Source organism: Streptomyces griseorubiginosus, from assembly GCF_036345115.1.
GTDB lineage: Bacteria > Actinomycetota > Actinomycetes > Streptomycetales > Streptomycetaceae > Streptomyces > Streptomyces griseorubiginosus_C.
Map to the genome: position 1 here is coordinate 231,045 of NZ_CP107766.1, position 17,589 is coordinate 248,633.

Sequence of the window (17,589 nt, forward strand, 5' to 3'; positions counted from 1 at the left end):
ACCACTCCGGTGACCACTCCCCCGCACCCCTCATATCCCGAGGACCTGGAACGGCCCGGACTCGTCAGGACCGGGCGGTCGACCTTCGTCCGGCCCATCCGGCCGGAGGACGCCGACCGCCTGGTCGCCTTCGTCGGCACCCTGTCCCGGGCCACCCTGGCCTACCGCTCCCTCGGCCCGGTGGTCCGCGCCCGCGACGACGTCATCCGGCGCGGCGCCCACGTGGACTACCTCGACGAACTGGCGCTGATCGCCCTGGACGGCGACGACATCGCCGGCCTGGTCCGCTACGTCCGCGACCCGGAGGAGCCCGAACACGCCGAGGTCACGTTCACCATCCGCGACGACCACCAGAGCGAGGGGTTCGGCAGGCTGCTCCTGGAGCACATCGCCGCCGCCGCGCGGGCCCGGGGCATCCGGGTGCTGGAGGCCGACGTCCTCGCCGACAACGCCCGGATGATCAACGTCTTCCTCGGCTCCGGGTACCGGACGCAAGCCGGTCCGCCCGGCCAGATCATCCACTTCGAGATCGCCGTCGATCCGCAGGCCCAGGCCGTGGCGCGGGCCGAGCGCCGCGAACAGACGGCCGTACGGCGCTCGCTCACGCCACTGTTCGAACCACGTTCCGTCGCCGTGATCGGCGCCAACCGCGACCCGCGGACCATCGGCCACGAGATCGTCGCCAACCTCCTGCGGGGCGGCTTCGCGGGCAGCGTGTTCCCCGTCAACCCGCGGGCCGGCCACATCGCCGGGGCGCGGGCGTACGCAAGCGTCCGGGACCTGCCCGAGCCGCCGGACCTCGCGCTGGTGGCCGTACGGGCCGAGGCCGTGCCCGGCGTCGTACGGGAGTGCGCGGAGGTCGGGGTCAAGGCGGTGGTGGTCGTCTCGACGGGCTTCGGGGAGACCGGAGCCGAAGGACGGGCCGGCGAGCTGGAGCTGGCGCGTTTCGCCCGCGCCTCCGGCATGCGGCTCGTGGGCCCCAACTGCATGGGCGTGGTCAACACGACCCCGGGGGCGCGCCTCGCCGCGACCTTCTCGCCGGCCCTGCCGGCGGCCGGCCGGGTCGCGATGTCCAGTCAGTCCGGGCCGCTCGGGCTCGCGGTGCTCGACTACGCCCGGCGACTGCGACTCGGCTTCTCCGGCTTCGTGTCGGTGGGCCACGCCGTCGACGTCTCCACCGACGAACTGCTCCAGTGGTGGGAGGAGGACCCGGGGACCTCGGTGATCCTGCTGCACGTCGAGACCTTCGGCGATCCGCGCCGGTTCGCCCGCGTCGCCCGCCGGATCGCACCGCGCAAACCGATCGTCGCGGTCCATCCCGGCCACGCGGACTCGGCGGTCGGCTCGCTGTTCGCCCAGTCCGGTGTCATCCGCACGCGCAGCCTCCAGGAGCTCTTCGACGTCGCCCTGCTGCTCGCCCACCAGCCTCCCCCGCCCGGCAACCGGGTCGCCGTGATCACCAACGCGGGCGGCCCGGCGGCCCTGACAGCGGGCGCGTGCGCGGCGAGCGGCCTGTCCGTGCCCGCGCTCGGTGAGCCCACCCGGCAGACACTCCGGCCGGCCCTCGCACCCCACGCCGACGTCTCCAACCCGATCGACCTGACGCCCACCGCCACCGCCGCCCACTACCGGCACGCCCTGGACGCCGCCCTGGCGGACGACGGCATCGACGCGGCCATCGTCCTGTTCATGCCGCCCCTGGCGGACAAGCCCGACGAGGTGGCCTCGGCGATCCTCGACGCGGCCGCGGCCCGGCCCGACAAACCCGTGCTGGCCAGCTTCCTGGGCGGCGCGGGCGTCGCCGACCTTCTGCACCGGGGCGATCTGGTGGTACCGACGTACACCTTCCCGGAGGCCGCCGCCACCTCGCTCGGGCACGCCGCGGCCTACCAGACCTGGCGAAGCACCCCCGCGGGCGTGGTACCGGACCTCCCGGGAGTCGACGCCGAGCAGGCCAGGGCGCTGATCGCCACCTGCGCCCCCGGGCCGGTCCCCGCGCCGGTCGCCGCCGACCTGCTCGCCTCGTACGGGATCACCGTGCGCGGGGGTGAACCGGGCCCCGGTCCGGACGCCTTCCTCACCGTCCGCGCCGACCCGGTCTTCGGCCCGGTGGTCGCCTTCGGCCTCACCGGGGACTACGCCGACCTCATGGCGGACGTGGCTCACCGTGTCACCCCCCTCAGCGACCGCGACGCCCGCGAGATGGTCCGGTCGTTGCGGGCCGCCCCCCTGCTGGACGGCCGCACCGGGGGCCCGGGGGTGGATCTCGCGGCCCTGGAGGAGACCGTCCTGCGCATCTCCGCGATGGTCGAGGACCATCCCGGCATCGAGGCGCTGGAACTGCGCCCGGTGCGGCTCCTGCCACCCGGGGACGGAGTGGCCGTGGCCCACGCGACGATCCGGCTGGCCGGCACCACAACAGCAGGAGGTTCCCCGTGAAGGTGGGCATCTACTTCGACCTGCGCAACCCTCCGCCGTGGCAGCGGAGTTGGTCGCGGGTCTACGGCTTCACCCTGGAGATGTGCGAGGAGGCGGACCGTCTCGGCCTCGACTCGGTCTGGTTCTCCGAGCACCACGGCTTCGAGGACGGCTATCTCCCCCAGCCGCTCACCTTGGCCGCGGCGGCCGCCGCCCGCACCCGCCGGGTCCGCCTGGGCACCGCGGTCATCCCCGCACCCCTGCACGCGGCCCCCGAGATCGCCGAACAGGCCGCGCTCGTCGACATCATCAGCGACGGCCGACTGGACCTCGGTCTCGGCACCGGCTACCGGGTGCCCGAATACCGGCTGTACGGCGCCGACCTCACCAAGCGCTACACCACCACTGATCAGCGGGTCCGGGAGATCCGCGGCCTGTGGGCCGAATCCCTGGTCACCCCGGGACCGGTGCAGGATCCGCTGCCGATCTGGCTCGGCTACCAGGGCCCGCAGGGCGCCCGCCGAGCCGGACGGCTCGGCACGGGCCTGCTGTCTCTCAACCCCGCCCTGCTGACGCCGTACCGGGAAGGGCTCGCCGAGAGCGGGTACGACGTCGCGGCGGGCCGGATGCAGGGCTCGTTCACGACGTTCGTCACCGAGGACCCGGACGGCGACTGGCCCGTCGTACGCAAGCACCTGGCGTACCAGTGGGACAGCTACCGCCGGTACATGGTGGAGGGCACCGACCAGCCGCTCCCCCGCCCCATCGACCCCGACAAGTGGCGGGCGACGGGACTGAACGCGACCGGTGTCGGTCAGTTCCTCTACGGCACTCCGCAGGAGGTCGCCGACGCCATCAGCGCGTACGTGTCAGGGTTGCCGGTGGAGGGGGTGTTCCTGTGGGCCTCGCTGGCCGGGATGCCCGAGGAGATGGTTGCCCGGCAGGTTCAGCTCATCGCGGGGAAGCTGCGCCCGCTGCTTGCCGATGTCTGAAGCAGCGGGCGTCGAAGTGTCGGAGAAGAAGTGTCGGAGAACAAGAGGAGTCACACCATGTCCACGACGCCGCCGACCGGGCCCTGGGCGGGGGCCGATTTCCAGGAGCCGCCCCGGACTGCCGGCGGAGTGGCTCTGTGCGGGGCTTGTCGCGCCGCCGGTTCCTGCCGGTTGGGAGTGGAGCACGAGCGGCTCGACGAGGACGGGTCGGCGGTGTTCGAGCTGTCCTGTCCGCGCGACCAGGAGGGCGGGCCCGATGTGGCGCACGGCGGCTGGACCGCGGCCGTACTGGACGACTGCCTCGGCCATCTGCCGCTGCTGCACCGGGTGTTGACCGTGACGGCGGAGCTGACCGTGAGCTTCGTGAAGCCGGTGCCGGTGCAGCGGCCGCTGGAGGTCCGGGCCTGGGTGGAGAAGCGGGAGGGCAGGCGCTGGTACATCGCGGGCGAGATGGTCCTGCTGCCGACGCGGGCCGTGCTGGCCCGCGTCTCCGGAATCTGGGTGACCCGGGACCGGGGTCACTTCACACGCCACCAGGAGTGGCTGGCGGGTCAGGACGGCGAGGCTCGGTGAGAACGACCGGCAGGCGGTCACGTCGGCCAACCGGTTCGGGGACTCGGGCGCGGCCTACGAGGGTGCCCTCGGGGGTGTAGCGGCGGATGCCGTCGGCCAGGGCGGCAGCCCACAGGCGACACTCGTCATCGCAGCGGATGTTGTCGAAGTGGACGCCGGCGGGGGCCTCGGCGAAGTTCCGGCCGGCGGAGAGCGTAGGGCGCCGCGGGGCTCAGTAGGACCTGAGCCCCATGCTGCGGGCGATGCCGTTGCGCTGGATCTGACTCGTGCCACCGGAGATCGTGGCCACGATCGACTCCCGGTACCGGAAGCTCATCACGCTCTCCGTCGAGAAGCCGTGCCCGGCGCAGACCTGCATCCCGAGCCGGGCGGCCGCCACGTACGTCTCCGAGCCCTTCAGCTTGGCCATGGACCCCTCCCGTGTGCAGGGCTTGCCCTGGGCGAGCAGCCAGGCAGCCCGGTAGGCCAGCAACCGCGCGGAGTCGATCTCGGTCTGAAGGTCGGCCATGGCGTGCGCGAGGGCCTGGAAGTTGCCGATCGGCCTGCCGAAGGCGTGCCGGCTGCGGGCGTAGTCGAGCATCTCGTCGAGCGTGGCCTGCGCGGCACCCAGATACCCCCCACTGATGATCACCTTCTCCAGCTCGATGTTGGAGAGCATCACCTTCCAGCCCTCGTCGCGCGGGCCGACGAGGTTCTCCTTCGGCACCAGGGCGTCATTGAAGAAGACCTCGTTGGTGCCCAGGATGTGCCGGGCGAGTGTCGGTGTCCGGCGCACTTCGACACCGTGGGTCGAGGGATCGACGAGCAGCAGGCTGATGCCGCCGTGCTTGGGCTCACGGGGCCCGGTCCGCACGTACGTGGCGATGGTCGTGTCGGGCAGGCCGCCGCCCGTGCACCAGGCCTTCTGCCCGCGGACGAGGAAGTTGTCCCCGTGGTCCTCGGCGGTGGTGCGCAGCGCCGCGGCGTCGGACCCGCTGTCCGGCTCGCTGAGGCCGACGGCGAGCCGGTGGCGGCCCGTCATCACCTGCTCGCGGATGAAGTCGCGCTGCGATTCGCTGCCCCACCGGAACACCGTGATGCCGGGGATGAGCACCCCGATGTAGCACATGGCCACGTCGAAGCTGGCCCGTCCGAGCTCTTCGGCGATCAGGATGAGCTCCAGCGGTCCGCCGCCGTCACCGCCCTCGTCCTCGGCGAACGGGAGCGAGAACCACCCCAGTTCGGCCATACCGCGAAACAGCTCGGGCGGTACGACGCCCTCCTCGTCCCACTGCTTGGCCTTCTCGGCCGGGCACACGTCGGCGACGAACTGCCGAGCCGTCGCACGCAACAGGTCCTGCTCATCGGTCAGCCCGAAGTCCACGGCTACTCCTCGCCAGCACTAGGCTATTCATCTATCTAATTGTTCTATGTTAGCTGATAGTGCGCCGACAGCAGTACCGTCTCACCACGGTTACCTGCGCAGAGGCCCTCGAAGAAGGACAGGGCACCCCCCTGGCGACGAAAGCTGTGCACCAGGCGCCCCATCATCTGCCGATGGCAGTGGCCCTCGGGACGGCCGCCCTGCCGGTCGGCCCGGAACCGGCAGCAGACCCCGTACGGGGCCTCACACGGCGTCGAGCTCGGCGCGGCATTACCGCACGCGAAGCCCGACGCCGTGGCTCAGCACTGCTCGTCGTCCGCTCTGGGGTGGTTGCCGGGTCCGAGGCCGTACCCGGCCAGCGGGGTCGGGGAGAGATCGGTGGGTTCCTCACCGGCCTCCAGCAGCGTGTTCGCGGCGCCCACGATCAGCGGGTCGGGCTTGCCCACGGCCGCGTCGTCCTTGGTCGGATAGTCGCAGCGGTCCAGGAGGCTGCGCATCGCTTCCAGCCGGCCGCGGCGTTTGTCGTTGTTCTTCACCACGGTCCACGGGGCGTGGGGAGTGTCCGTCGCCCGGAACATGTCGACCTTGGCCGCCGTGTACTCGTCCCACAGGTCGAGCGAGGCGAGGTCCGTCGGGGAGAGCTTCCAGCGGCGCACGGGGTCGACCGTGCGGATCGCGAAACGGGTCCGCTGCTCGGCCTGGGACACCGAGAACCAGAACTTCACCAACAGGATGCCGTCCCGGGTCAGCATCTCCTCGAACAGCGGGGCCTGCTCCAGGAAGGTGCGGTACTCCGCCTCGGTGCAAAAGCCCATCACCCGCTCGACGCCGGCCCGGTTGTACCAGGACCGGTCGAAGAAGACGATCTCGCCGCGGGACGGCAGATGCGAAACATAGCGCTGGAAGTACCACTGACCCGCTTCCCTCTCGGTCGGCTTCTCCAGCGCCACGACGCGGGCGCCTCGCGGGTTGAGCCGCTCGGTGAACCGCTGGATCGTGCCGCCTTTGCCGGCCGCGTCACGGCCCTCGCAGAGCACGACCACCCGCTGTCCGGTCTCCTTCACCCAGCGCTGCATCTTCAGCAGTTCGACCTGCAGAACGCGCTTGGTCCTCTCGTACTCGGACCTCTTCACCTTCCGGTCGTACGGGTAGTTCTCCAGCCACGTGTCCACCGGACTTCCGTCCGCGTCCAGGAGGATCGGTTTCTCGGGCCGGCGTTCGTCCACACGGAGGCCGTCGAGCAGGTCCGCCTCGACCTGGTTCCCCTCGTCCTCGTCCGGCCGGGGCTTGTCGTCGTGCTCCGACATCACCAATCTCCTGATCATCCTCGTGTGCTGACGCCGGTGACCGTCGCGACGGCCGGAACCCCTCAGAACGGAAGGCGGCCTCGCGCCCGGCGGCCGGCGGAGCCGCTGCGGCCGACCGCGCGGGAGCTGGAACTGAAGGGTTTGCTCAGCAGCCGCCCCAGGACCCCGGGCGCCTTGGACCCGGCCCGCGAGCCGGCCCCGAGACCACGCTGGGCACCGTTCTGCGGATGCCGGGAAAGGCGCGGCAGGAGGAAGGCCAGCACGGCCAGGAGGACACATGCGGCGATGACAACGGCGATGACCATCAAGGGCTCCCGGGTGGGTAGGAATCTTCGCTCTTCTCCGCTTCCGCTGGACCGCGTGCCCCGTCCAGCCGCTATCACGCCGCACCCGTCCTTCCCGATCGGCTCACTCACCTCCGGGGCGGTCTCAGCGCGTGCCGTCGTCTCCGTGGCTGCGCACGATCTCCTTGACCTTGGCCACGGCGAAGCCCCAGCCCTGCTCGACGGTCGGCTTGGCCGGCACCGCGATCTCATCCGGGTTGGTGAGCACGTCGAGCAGCACGGGACCGGGGGTGTCGAAGGCGCGACGTACGGCCTTCTCCAGGTCGGCCGGGTCGGTCACCCGGATTCCGGGGATGCCCATGGCCGTGGCCACGGCGGCGAAGTCGGGGTTGTCCAGGACGGTGCCGAACTCCGGCAGTCCGGCCTGTTCCTGTTCGAGTTTGACCATGCCCAGGCGGCGGTTGTCGAAGACGACGAGCTTCACGGGGAGCCGGTGCGTCTTCAGTGTCATGAGGTCGCCGAGGAGCATGCTCAGCCCGCCGTCCCCGCAGAAGGCCACGACCTGCCGCTCGCGGTCCAGGCACTGGGCCCCGAGCGCCTGCGGCATCGCGTTGGCCATCGAGCCGAGGTTGTAGGAGCCGATGAGCCGCCGCCCGCCCCGCATCTCGACGAACCGAGAGAGCCACACGGTCGCCATGCCCGTGTCGGAGGTGAAGACGGCATCGTCGTCGGCGAGCCGGTCCACCACGGCCGCCAGCGCCTCCGGCCGGATGTCGTGGGTGCGATTGTCCAGCGAGGAACGCACCCGGCCGAGCAGGCCCCTGTCGTGTGCGGGGTCGGCCAGCCGTGCCTGGCCCCCGCGCCACTGCTCGAAGCGCTCACGTGCCTTCTCCAGGTGCGAGCGGTCCCGCGCACCGTCCGTCCCGGCGGGCGCGGCGGCGAGGTGGGTGAGGAGGTCTCGGACGGTCGTGCCCGTGTCGCCGACGAGACCGACGTCGACCGGCACGCGCCGCCCGATGTGGGCGGGCTCGGTGTCCACCTGGATGACGGTCTTCCCCTCCGGATACCAGTCCCGGTACGGGAAGTCGGTCCCCAGGAGCAGCAGGGTGTCCGCGTCCTGCAGGGCCGACGCGGCGGCCGGGTTGCCGATCAGCCCGGTCTGGCCGACCTGGAACGGATTGGTGTCGCCCTCGAAGCCCTCCTTGGCCTTGAGGGTGAGCACCATGGGTGCGGCCAGCCGGTCGGCGAGGGCCAGCACGTCCTCGCGTGCGGCGCCTGCGCCCCGTCCGACGAGCAGCGTGACCCGCTCGGAGCCATCCAGGAGTTCGGCGGCCCGCCGTACGGCGGATTCCTCGGGTCGGCTGAGCGGAGCGTTCAGGGAGAACCGGGCCGGGCGGTCCGAGGTCAGTTCGCGCTCGCCGAGGTCGCCGGGCACGGTCAGGACGGCGACACCCTTGCGGCCGAGGGCGTGGCGTACCGCTGTCTCGAGCAGCTGCGGCAGTTGGTCGGGAGAGGTGATGGTCGCGCGGAAGACGGCGACGTCGCTGAAGAGCGCGTCGTTGTCGACTTCCTGGAAGTAGTCGGTACCGAGTTCGGCGAGCGGCACCTGCCCGGCGATCGCCAGGACGGGGGTGTGGCTCTTGGCCGCGTCGTACAGTCCGTTGAGAAGGTGGACGGAACCGGGTCCGACCGTGCCCATGCAGACACCGAGGGTGCCCGAGAGCTGCGACTGGGCGCTCGCGGCGAACGCCGCCGCCTCCTCGTGCCGGCACCCCACCCACTCCAGGTTCTCTGTGGTGCGGATGGCGTCCGTCAAGGGGTTCAGCGCGTCTCCCACGACGCCGAACACCTGGTGCACGCCGAGTTCGCTCAGTGCGTCCACGATGACGCGGGCGACGGTGCGGGCCACGTTTGTCCTCCGGTTTCTCAGACGGCGAATCGGTCGGGATCGGCGGCGGTCCAGTCGGCCGCCCAGGCGGCAGGCGGCTCAGCGAGCAGCTGCCCCGGTTCGAGCCACTCGTACAACTCCTCGTAGGAGCGCTCGGTGTAGGGATCGATGCGCCGGCGCAGCATGTGCGGGCGCAGGTCGGCGGGATCGGTGACGCCCATGGACGCCATCAGCTGCAGGGCGCTGGCCACGGTCGCTTCCTGGAAGCGCTGGACGCGCGGCGTCTTGTCACGCACGTCGAGGGCGCGGGCACGTCGGGGATCCTGGGTCGTCACGCCGGTGGGGCAGGTGTTGGTGTGGCAGCGCTGGGCCTGGATGCAGCCGACGGCGAACATCATCGCGCGCGCCGCGTTGCCGTAGTCGGCGCCCTGCACCAGGCGTTTCACCAGGTCGGTACCGGTGGCGATCTTGCCGCTCGCTCCGATCCTGATCCGGTCGCGCAGGCCCGCGCCGACGAGGGCGTTGTGCACGGTGAGCAGGCCTTCGGTCAGCGGGGTTCCCACGTGGTCGGCGAACTCCAGAGGAGCGGCTCCGGTGCCGCCCTCGCCGCCGTCCACGATGATGAAGTCGGGGGCCGTGCCCTCCGCCAGCATGGCCTTGCACACGGCGAGGAACTGCCGGCGCGAGCCCACGCACAGTTTGAATCCGGTCGGCTTGCCGCCGGAGAGCTCGCGCATCCGGGCGATGAAGCGGACGAGTTCGCGCGGGGTGGAGAACACCTTGTGGTACGGCGGCGAGACCACCGTCCGCCCCTCGGGCACGTCCCGTACCTTCGCTATCTCCGCGTTGACCTTCGCCCCCGGCAGGACTCCGCCGATGCCCGGCTTGGCGCCCTGCGAGAGCTTCAGGGACACACACTTGACGTGATCGTGGGCGGCCTTGTCGGCGAACTCGGCGGGGTCGAAGTCGCCGTCCGGGGTACGGCAGCCGAAGTAGCCGGTGCCGATCTCCCAGACCAGGTCCCCACCCGGCTTCAGGTGGTACTCCGACAGGCCGCCCTCCCCCGTGTCGTGGGCGAAACCCCCGGCCGCCGCGCCGCCGTTGAGGGCGAGGATCGCGTTGGACGACAGCGAGCCGAAGCTCATCGCCGACACGTTCAGCAGAGCCATGTCGTAGGGGCGGGCGCAGTCGGGTCCGCCGATCCGCACCCGCGGAGGAGTCTTGGGCACCGGGCACGGCGCCATGGACGGCACCAGGAACTCGTAGCCGGGCTGATAGACGTCCCGTTCGGTGCCGTACGGCTGCTCGGCATCGGTGCCCTTCGCCCGCTCGTAGACGATGGTGCGGACATCCCGGTCGAAGGGTCGCCCGTCGAAGTTCCGCTCGATGAAGTACTGCTGCAGTTCCGGGCGGATCCGTTCCAGAAGGAAGCGGGCGTGGCCCAGAACGGGATAGTTGCGCAGCACCGAATGCCGGCGCTGCGACAGGTCCGCCGCACCCAGCAGACCCAGCAGGGTGAGCGGTACGGCGGCCGCCCACCACCAGGGTGAGAGACCTACCGCGGCAACAACCGCCACCGTGCCGGCGGCCAGAGCGAGGACGACGATCGCAATGCGTTTCACTTCTCGCTCATTGCCGTGCGTCAGATGTCCAGTCCTGCCCTTTCGTCAAGAAACCTGCAAGACAGGGCCTACTGGCTTCCTCATCGCGGGGTGGGGCCGGTCGGGCTGCGGTGTCAGCCTGCGACGTGGATGCCGGGGCGGCGGGCGGGGTCGGGCTGGTGCCGGCGGATGATCTCGCGGGTGACGGGGGCCGTGTCCCCGCGTCCGAGGAGGAAGTAGCGGAACATGTGGGTCAGAGGGCTCCCCTCCGCCCAGGCGAAGTAGCAGTGCGGCTGGACGCCGGTGGTGTCGTGGAGGGTGAGAAGGATCGCGGCGATGGCGTTCGGAGCGGCGGGCGCTTCGGCCCGCAGGATCCGGTGCCCGTCGACTTCGACGCCGCGGACAGTGAGAGTCTCGCTGAAATCGGAAGGGTCGACGACGTCGATCTCCAGGAACAGGATGTCGGCGAGGCCGGGCACCGGGTTGATGGCACGCTGCTCGCGTTCCTTGTCGGCGTACTCGGCGCCGTCCCCGGCCTCGCGGCGGTTGGCGACGATGTTGATGGCGTTGTCGTGGGCGAGGGTGTCCCGGATGAACTGCCGCGCGGCCTCGTCGAACACTATCTTGTCCGCGCGCAGCTCGGTGGTGCGGGAGATGCGGGAGATCAGCGAGATGGTGATGATGCCGACGATGAACATCGCGGAGATGGTGATGCCGTCCGGCTTGTCGATGATGTTGGCCCCCAGCGCGTAGAGGAGCACCGCGGTGAGCGCGGCAAATCCCACGCACAGGGTGCGTTGGCGGCGGCGCAGCGCGGAGACGGTGACCGCGAAGGCCCCGGAGACCATCATGGCGAGGATGCCGGTGGCGTAGGCGCCGGCCTGGGCGTCGATGTCGGCGTCGAAGGCGATGGTGATGATGACGCACAGAGCCGTGTAGACCAGGACGACGGGGCGCACCGCGCGACCCCATTCGGGGGCCATGCCGTACGCGGGGAGATAACGCGGGACGATGTTGACCAGTCCGGCCATCGCGGAGGCGCCCGCGAACCACAGGATCAGAATGGTGCTGATGTCGTAGGCGGTGCCGAAGGCTTCTCCGACGTGTTCGTGGGCCAGCCAGGCCAGAGCCCGGCCGTTGGCCGCTCCGCCCGCCTCGAACTCCTTGTGCGGGATGAGGACGGTGGTCACGAAGCTGGCGGCGAGCAGGTAGACGCTCATGATGAGCGCGGCCGTGGTGAGCAGCCTGCGGGCGTTGCGGATGCGGGACTTGAGCCGTTGCTCGGCGGTCTCGCCCTTGGCGGAGATGAGCGGCATCATGCTCACTCCGGTCTCGAAGCCGGACAGACCCAGCACCAGCAGGGGGAAGGCCAGCAGCGCGGGCTCGGCCAGGTCACCGAACCCGCGGCCTTCGGTGAGTGCGCCGGTCCAGGTCGAGAAGGCGTCCGGGCTGGTGAACACGTCCACCAGGCCGACGCCGATGGTCACCGCGTTGAGCGCGAGGAAGACGGCGACCAGGGGGATGGCCACGCTCACCGCTTCGCTGAACCCGAGCAGGAAGACCCCGCCGAGGAGCACGAGGAGCGCCACGGTGATGACGACCTCATGTCCTTGCAGAGCGTGCGGGGCGTAGGAACTCTCCACCAGGTGTACGGAGGCGTCGGCCGCGGAGAGGGTGATGGTGATGATCCACGAGGTCACCACGAACCCGAGCAGGACCAGGACGAACAGTTTGCCCCGCCAGAAGGGCAGCAGGTCCTCGAGCATCGCCACCGATCCGGCCCCGTGCGGGCTCTCGCCGGCCACCCGCCGGTACATCGGCAGCATCCCCACCAGGGTCAGCACCACGAGCAGAAGCGTGGCCAGCGGCGAGACCGCCCCGGCCGCGAGCGCGGCGATCGCCGGCACGTAGGCCAGGCTGGAGAAGTAGTCGACGCCGGTCAGGCACATCACCTTCCACCAGGCGTGAGACTCCCCGGCGCCTGCCTCCGCCGCCGGATTGACCGCCTGCACCCGGTGTCGCAGCAACCACTGTCCCAGAGCGCCACCTTGACGCCCCGTCGTGTCAGGATCCTCCACCACGTCCACAGCGGCCAGATCGTCCACGTCGGTCATGTCCCCCACACCCTTCAACCCGCCCAGCGTGCTCCGCAACGATCACCGAGTATGCGGCCTCCGGCAACCCTCTCCCCACCAAGGGCGAAGGACCGCAGGAGAACGCGTCATCGGCCGTCTTCCCCGCCACGCATTCGCTGTGCCCGCTGACCACAGAGCCCCTTCCACGAGGCAGCGGCGTGAACGACGGCTCGCGCCGCAGAAACGGCGGCCCACTGCGCGCGAACCCTGACCGTGGGGCCGTACGTCCTCAAGGCCGCCGACCGCAGCGCGGCGGACGAGGCAGGCCGGGGGCTGCGGTCGCTGATGGTGGCCGAGGCGGAGCGTCCGGCGGTATAACCGCCGGTCTGCCGGGGCCGATCGTGGCCTTGTGCGTCTTGGTGGCCCTCGCCCCGCATCTCCTGGCCGGCTGGTCCGACCATGAGCGGATGCAGCGCGGCTTGGTCGGGGGCGATCAGCCCTGGCGTGGTCCTGCTAGAAGGGCGGAATCTGCTCGGGTACGAGTCCGGCCTGGCGGAGGAGGCCGTACAGGTCGGTCTCGCCCCAGAACTCGACGATCCGTCCTTCTCGGAGCCGGTAGGACTTGACTCCCGTCATCGTGAGATCCCGGCCGCTGCGGTCGTGGGTGTAGGTGAGCGTGAAAGCGACAGTCACCCGGTCGCCGGCGGCGAAGAGGTCGTCCACCCGCACGCGGCAATTGGACAGCCCCGGAGTCAGCACTGCTCCCTCGGGATGGTGCCGCCCCTGGCCGTGAAAGCCCGCGCCGTGAACGAGGACGTCCTCGGCGACGAGTTCCTGGAACTCGGCGACTTCCTTCGTCTCGAAGACCCGGAGATAGCGGCGGACGACCTCGGCATTGCGCTTGCTGGCGGCTTCGGTTGAGTCGGACATGGAAGGACCGTATCCATCGGCCGATCGGACTCGCCCCTGCACGCCGCCTTGCCGGCTTCGCTCGCACACGCTGCGGGAACCTGCCGGGAACCATCCCGATTCGCAGGTCGTGCCGACAGCCAGGCCACGGCCATCTCGTCCCGGGCGGTGTTCACCGCGCTCATCAGCTCCGTCCGGCCTCGCCCGGGCAGCATCGTGATAAGCCGCCGACGGGTCCCCGGCCGCGGTGCCAGCGGCTCAGCCCTGACAGACGTCATCGTGTGCCCAGGAAGGCCCGCCTCTTATCGGCGAACGCTGCACGGTTTCATCCTCGTCGAGCCACTACACACCGGCGCTGCCGCCCGATGCCGGCTCAGGTTGTCCCGGCACCACACAAGCGGGGCGTCAAGCGGCCGGGGGCGCGCACGGTGGCCGGCACGGAAGCGAACGCCGCCCCCGCGACGTTGGCCCGGCCCTGCCCCTGGGCCCTGCGCCCCCTCGTGACCGCGTCATTCCTGCGTAACGCGGCGATGGTCTGGCCGAAACCAATTTCCACATAATCACCGTGTACGGAATACCAGAAATATCGCGGCTACTTTCCCATGCACCACTTCACCCGGCTTGGGGGGTCAATGGCTGACAGTGCGCCCATAAGTCCGCAAAAACCGAAAGTGATCATCGGCCCGGTCACCGCGAAGCCCTACGCATGGCCGTACGACACGTCCGTGCCCGCCGACCGTGTCGCCGTGCTCTGCATCGACTGGCAGACGGACTTCTGCGGACCCGGCGGTTACGTGGACACGATGGGATACGACATCTCGCTGACCCGGGCCGGGCTCCCGGCGACGCAGAAGCTGCTCGCGCACGCCCGCAGCACGGGCATGCTCGTGGTTCACACCCGTGAGGGGCACGCCCCCGATCTGGCGGACCTTCCGGCGAACAAGCGCTGGCGGTCCGCGCAGATCGGTGCCGAGATCGGCGCCGCCGGACCGTGCGGCCGCATTCTGGTCCGGGGAGAACCCGGCTGGGAGATCGTGCCCGAAGTGGCCCCGCTTCCCGGTGAGGTGATCGTGGACAAGCCGGGCAAGGGAGCGTTCTACGCCACCAACCTCGACCTCGTACTGCGCACCCGGGGCATCACACATCTCGTCCTCACCGGCATCACCACGGACGTGTGCGTCCACACCACCATGCGCGAGGCCAACGACCGCGGCTACGAATGTCTGATCCTCTCCGACTGCACCGGTGCGACGGACCCTTCGAACCATGAAGCCGCGCTGCACATGGTGACCATGCAGGGCGGCGTCTCCGGATGCGTCTCCACCGCCGACGACCTGATCACCGCCACCACTGAGGCCACCTCCTGAGCTGACCCACCGGACGGGCCCCTGCACCGCTCAACCAGTCCTGCGCATCCGGGCGCACGGTCCGAATCCGCCCCAGCCGACCGCGTCGACTCCCCTTCCCATCGACGAAAGCAGGAACCGCCATGGCAGTTGCGGAATCGCTCAGTGTCGAGGCCGCCCCGTACGCGTTCACCTTCGACCTCGCCGAGACGGCACTCGTCCTCATCGACATGCAGCGGGACTTCCTCGAACCCGGCGGATTCGGCGAGAGCCTGGGCAATGACGTGGAACAACTGCGGAAAACCATCGCTCCGCTGCGGGCCGTACTCGACGCCTGCCGCGCCGCGGGCATGGCGGTCGTGCACACCCGCGAGGGACACCTGCCGGACCTGTCCGACTGTCCCCCCAGCAAGCTGCTGCGAGGAAACCCCAGCATGCGCATCGGCGACCCGGGCCCCAAGGGCCGGATACTGGTCCGCGGTGAGGAGGGCCACGACATCATCGAGGAGCTCTACCCGGTGGCGGGCGAGCCGGTGATCGACAAGCCGGGCAAGGGCGCCTTCTACGCCACCGGGTTCGGTGAGCTGCTCACCGCCCGCGGCATCCGCCGTCTCGTAGTCACCGGCGTCACCACCGAAGTGTGTGTGCACACGACGGTCCGCGAAGCCAACGACCGTGGATACGAGTGCCTGGTGCTGTCGGACTGCGTGGGCAGTTACTTCCCCCAGTTCCAGCAGGCGGGCCTGGAGATGGTGTCCGCTCAGGGCGGCATCTTCGGCTGGACCGCGGAGTCGGCCGCGTTCCTGGCGGCACTGGCCACCGCATCGCCCGTCGGCCCCGGCGCTCCAAAAACCGCCCGCGAACCGTCCCGACAGCCGCGCTGACAGGGCCACCAGCGCACGGTCGCCGCCCCCCGGCCGCCCCCGCCGCCCCGACCGCACCGCCGCCTCGACGGTGCCCGCTGTCCCCAGTGTCCCGTCACCAGGCGTACCCCGCGCCGGAATCCACCGCTCCACCCGACGAAGGGTGATCCCACCGTGCTGTCACTCCGCCGCACCGCCCCCGCCGAGACCCGACCCCTGCCCCTCCCCCTGTGGGTACGCGGCGACACCAACGCGTTCTTCGGACTGGCCGTCAACGTCCTGGTCAACGTACTGACGTTGACCGGGTTGTGCCAGGGCGTCGTCAAGATTCCGGACGACGACGTCTTCCACACCATCCTGCCGGCGCTGGGCATCGCCCTGATCGCGGGCAACATCTACTACGCCTACCTCGGCCGGCGACTCGCACGGCGGGAGGGTCGGCAGGACGTCACCGCGATGCCCTACGGGCCGAGCGTGCCGCACATGTTCATCGTCGTGTTCGTCATCATGCTGCCGATCTACCTCAAGACCAAGGATCCGCTGCTGGCGTGGAAGGCCGGTATCGCCTGGGCCTTCATCATCGGTGTCATCGTCCTCATCGGTGCCTTCGTGGGCCCGTACATACGCCGGTACGCACCCCGGGCCGCCCTGCTCGGCACCCTCGCCGGTATCTCCGTCTCCTTCATCTCCATGCGGCCCGCCGGCCAGATGTGGGACCACCTGTGGATCGCCCTGCCGGTCTTCCTGCTGCTCCTGATCGGCCTCATGACCGATCTGAAGCTGCCCGGCAACATCCCCATCGGACTCGCCGCGCTCCTGGTGGGCACCGCGATCGGCTGGATCGGCGGAGCGATGGACGGCTCCGCGGTCTCGGCGGCGGCCGACGACATCACCTTCGCCCTCCCCGGCCTCCACCTCGACACGCTGTTCTCCGGTCTCTCGGACGTCGCACCGCTGCTCGCCACCGCCATCCCGCTGGGCGTCTACAACTTCACCGAGGGCATGAGCAACGTCGAAAGCGCAGCTGCCGCCGGTGACAACTACAACCTGCGTTCGGTACTGCTGGCCGACGGCGCGGGCGCCGTCATCGGCTCGGCGCTCGGCTCACCCTTCCCGCCCGCCGTGTACGTCGGTCACCCCGGGTGGAAGGCGGCCGGCGGGCGCACCGGCTACTCGCTGGCCACCGGCGCGGTCATCGCCCTGATGTGCTTCCTGGGCATGTTCAGCCTGTTGGGTGCGATCTTCCCGGTCGCCGCGATCGTGCCTATCCTGCTGTACATCGGCCTGCTCATCGGCGCCCAGGCCTTCCAGTTGTCACCCAAGGCACACGCTGCGGCCGTCGTCGCCGCACTCGTGCCGAACCTGGCCTCCTGGGCCGTCGGCCAGATCGACAACGCCCTCGCGGCCGCCGGCACCAACGCCTCCAAGGTCGGAGAAGCGGGTCTTGAGTCGTCAGGCGTCGTGTACCACGGGCTGATGGTCCTCGGCCAGGGCGCGATCCTGGCGGGCCTGATCCTGGGCGCGCTCGTCGCGTTCGTCATCGACAAACGGTTCGTCCCGGCGGCAGCGGTGGCCCTGGCCGGAGCGGCGCTCTCCTTCATCGGGCTCATCCACGCCCCGAAGATCGACTGGAACGCCGGCGGGGGCGTCAGCCTCGGTTACCTCTTCGCCGCCGTCCTGTGCGGAGCCTTCGCCCTGACCCGGCCGACGCCCCGCGAGCCGGACGCCGAGGAACGGGAACTCGAGCGGCTGCACGGCGGCGGCCCCTCCGCGACCGCGGCGCCAAAGCCGGAGGCGGAGCAAGAACCTGCCCCGGTCCCGGAAACCGCACCGGCCGGGGTCGGCGTCCTGCCGGACGACACAGCCGAGGCGGACAAATCGGCGGCCACCGACTGACGTAGCTCGGACAACTCACGACGATGAAGGCGCCTCCCGTGCGGCCGGGTGACCACCTGGCCGCGTGAGGACGG

The 17,589-nt window shown here is 70.4% G+C and carries 13 protein-coding genes; 6 read left to right on the forward strand and 7 right to left on the reverse strand.

Annotated elements, in window-relative coordinates:
- Positions 1–9 precede the first annotated feature (9 nt).
- The 3 genes from OHN19_RS01085 to OHN19_RS01095 are packed head-to-tail and all read left to right on the forward strand — an operon-like array spanning position 10 to position 3,983.
- Entirely contained in the window at positions 10–2,439 is a 2,430-nt protein-coding gene (locus OHN19_RS01085) for a GNAT family N-acetyltransferase (RefSeq protein ID WP_330262242.1), read from the forward strand.
- On the forward strand, positions 2,436–3,410 hold the full coding sequence (locus OHN19_RS01090) for an LLM class flavin-dependent oxidoreductase (protein ID WP_330262243.1): 975 nt from the start codon (positions 2,436–2,438) through the stop codon (positions 3,408–3,410). Before OHN19_RS01085 ends, OHN19_RS01090 begins: the two co-directional genes overlap by 4 nt.
- Before the next feature lie 57 nt (positions 3,411–3,467).
- Positions 3,468–3,983 carry a PaaI family thioesterase gene (locus OHN19_RS01095; protein WP_330262244.1) on the forward strand — a complete coding sequence of 172 codons (516 nt, stop codon included), beginning with the start codon at positions 3,468–3,470 and terminating at the stop codon, positions 3,981–3,983.
- Between the two features lie 211 nt (positions 3,984–4,194).
- Here the strand turns inward: OHN19_RS01095 and OHN19_RS01105 are convergent, their stop codons facing one another.
- From OHN19_RS01105 to OHN19_RS01135, 7 genes are all read right to left on the reverse strand, one after another.
- The gene (locus OHN19_RS01105) at positions 4,195–5,346 is read right to left on the reverse strand and encodes an acyl-CoA dehydrogenase family protein (RefSeq protein WP_330262245.1); all 1,152 of its coding nucleotides are present in this window, start codon (positions 5,344–5,346) and stop codon (positions 4,195–4,197) included.
- A gap of 299 nt (positions 5,347–5,645) precedes the next feature.
- Positions 5,646–6,653, reverse strand: coding sequence for a polyphosphate kinase 2 (ppk2, locus tag OHN19_RS01110; protein WP_330262246.1), 1,008 nt, complete (start codon positions 6,651–6,653; stop codon positions 5,646–5,648).
- A 62-nt stretch (positions 6,654–6,715) separates the two neighbouring features.
- Positions 6,716–6,958, reverse strand: coding sequence for a DUF6411 family protein (locus tag OHN19_RS01115; RefSeq protein WP_330262247.1), 243 nt, complete (start codon positions 6,956–6,958; stop codon positions 6,716–6,718).
- Positions 6,959–7,082: 124 nt separating this feature from the next.
- The gene (locus OHN19_RS01120; protein WP_330262248.1) at positions 7,083–8,846 is read right to left on the reverse strand and encodes a thiamine pyrophosphate-dependent enzyme; all 1,764 of its coding nucleotides are present in this window, start codon (positions 8,844–8,846) and stop codon (positions 7,083–7,085) included.
- Positions 8,847–8,863: 17 nt separating this feature from the next.
- On the reverse strand, positions 8,864–10,447 hold the full coding sequence (locus tag OHN19_RS01125; RefSeq protein WP_330262249.1) for an FMN-binding glutamate synthase family protein: 1,584 nt from the start codon (positions 10,445–10,447) through the stop codon (positions 8,864–8,866).
- Between the two features lie 113 nt (positions 10,448–10,560).
- Positions 10,561–12,540, reverse strand: a complete 1,980-nt coding sequence (locus tag OHN19_RS01130) for an amino acid transporter (RefSeq protein ID WP_330262250.1) — start codon at positions 12,538–12,540, stop codon at positions 10,561–10,563.
- Positions 12,541–13,014: 474 nt separating this feature from the next.
- Complete coding sequence (locus tag OHN19_RS01135; protein WP_330262251.1) at positions 13,015–13,431, reverse strand: ester cyclase; 417 nt, start codon at positions 13,429–13,431, stop codon at positions 13,015–13,017.
- A 650-nt stretch (positions 13,432–14,081) separates the two neighbouring features.
- Between OHN19_RS01135 and OHN19_RS01140 the strand changes: the two genes are divergently transcribed.
- The 3 genes from OHN19_RS01140 to OHN19_RS01150 all read left to right on the forward strand — a co-directional run bounded on the left by OHN19_RS01140 (position 14,082) and on the right by OHN19_RS01150 (position 17,515).
- The gene (locus OHN19_RS01140) at positions 14,082–14,777 is read left to right on the forward strand and encodes an isochorismatase family cysteine hydrolase (protein WP_330262252.1); all 696 of its coding nucleotides are present in this window, start codon (positions 14,082–14,084) and stop codon (positions 14,775–14,777) included.
- 122 nt (positions 14,778–14,899) lie between these two features.
- Positions 14,900–15,640, forward strand: coding sequence for an isochorismatase family cysteine hydrolase (locus tag OHN19_RS01145; protein ID WP_330262253.1), 741 nt, complete (start codon positions 14,900–14,902; stop codon positions 15,638–15,640).
- 153 nt (positions 15,641–15,793) lie between these two features.
- Entirely contained in the window at positions 15,794–17,515 is a 1,722-nt protein-coding gene (locus OHN19_RS01150) for a regulator (RefSeq protein ID WP_330262254.1), read from the forward strand.
- The last annotated feature ends 74 nt before the right edge of the window (positions 17,516–17,589 follow it).

Coding starts and splice junctions, on each gene's coding strand:
- OHN19_RS01095 (WP_330262244.1), top strand. CDS start 3,468: ATGTCCACGACGCCGCCGACCGGGCCCTGGGCGGGGGCCGATTTCCAG.
- ppk2 (WP_330262246.1), bottom strand. CDS start 6,653: ATGTCGGAGCACGACGACAAGCCCCGGCCGGACGAGGACGAGGGGAAC.
- OHN19_RS01115 (WP_330262247.1), bottom strand. CDS start 6,958: ATGGTCATCGCCGTTGTCATCGCCGCATGTGTCCTCCTGGCCGTGCTG.
- OHN19_RS01130 (WP_330262250.1), bottom strand. CDS start 12,540: ATGACCGACGTGGACGATCTGGCCGCTGTGGACGTGGTGGAGGATCCT.
- OHN19_RS01135 (WP_330262251.1), bottom strand. CDS start 13,431: ATGTCCGACTCAACCGAAGCCGCCAGCAAGCGCAATGCCGAGGTCGTC.
- OHN19_RS01145 (WP_330262253.1), top strand. CDS start 14,900: ATGGCAGTTGCGGAATCGCTCAGTGTCGAGGCCGCCCCGTACGCGTTC.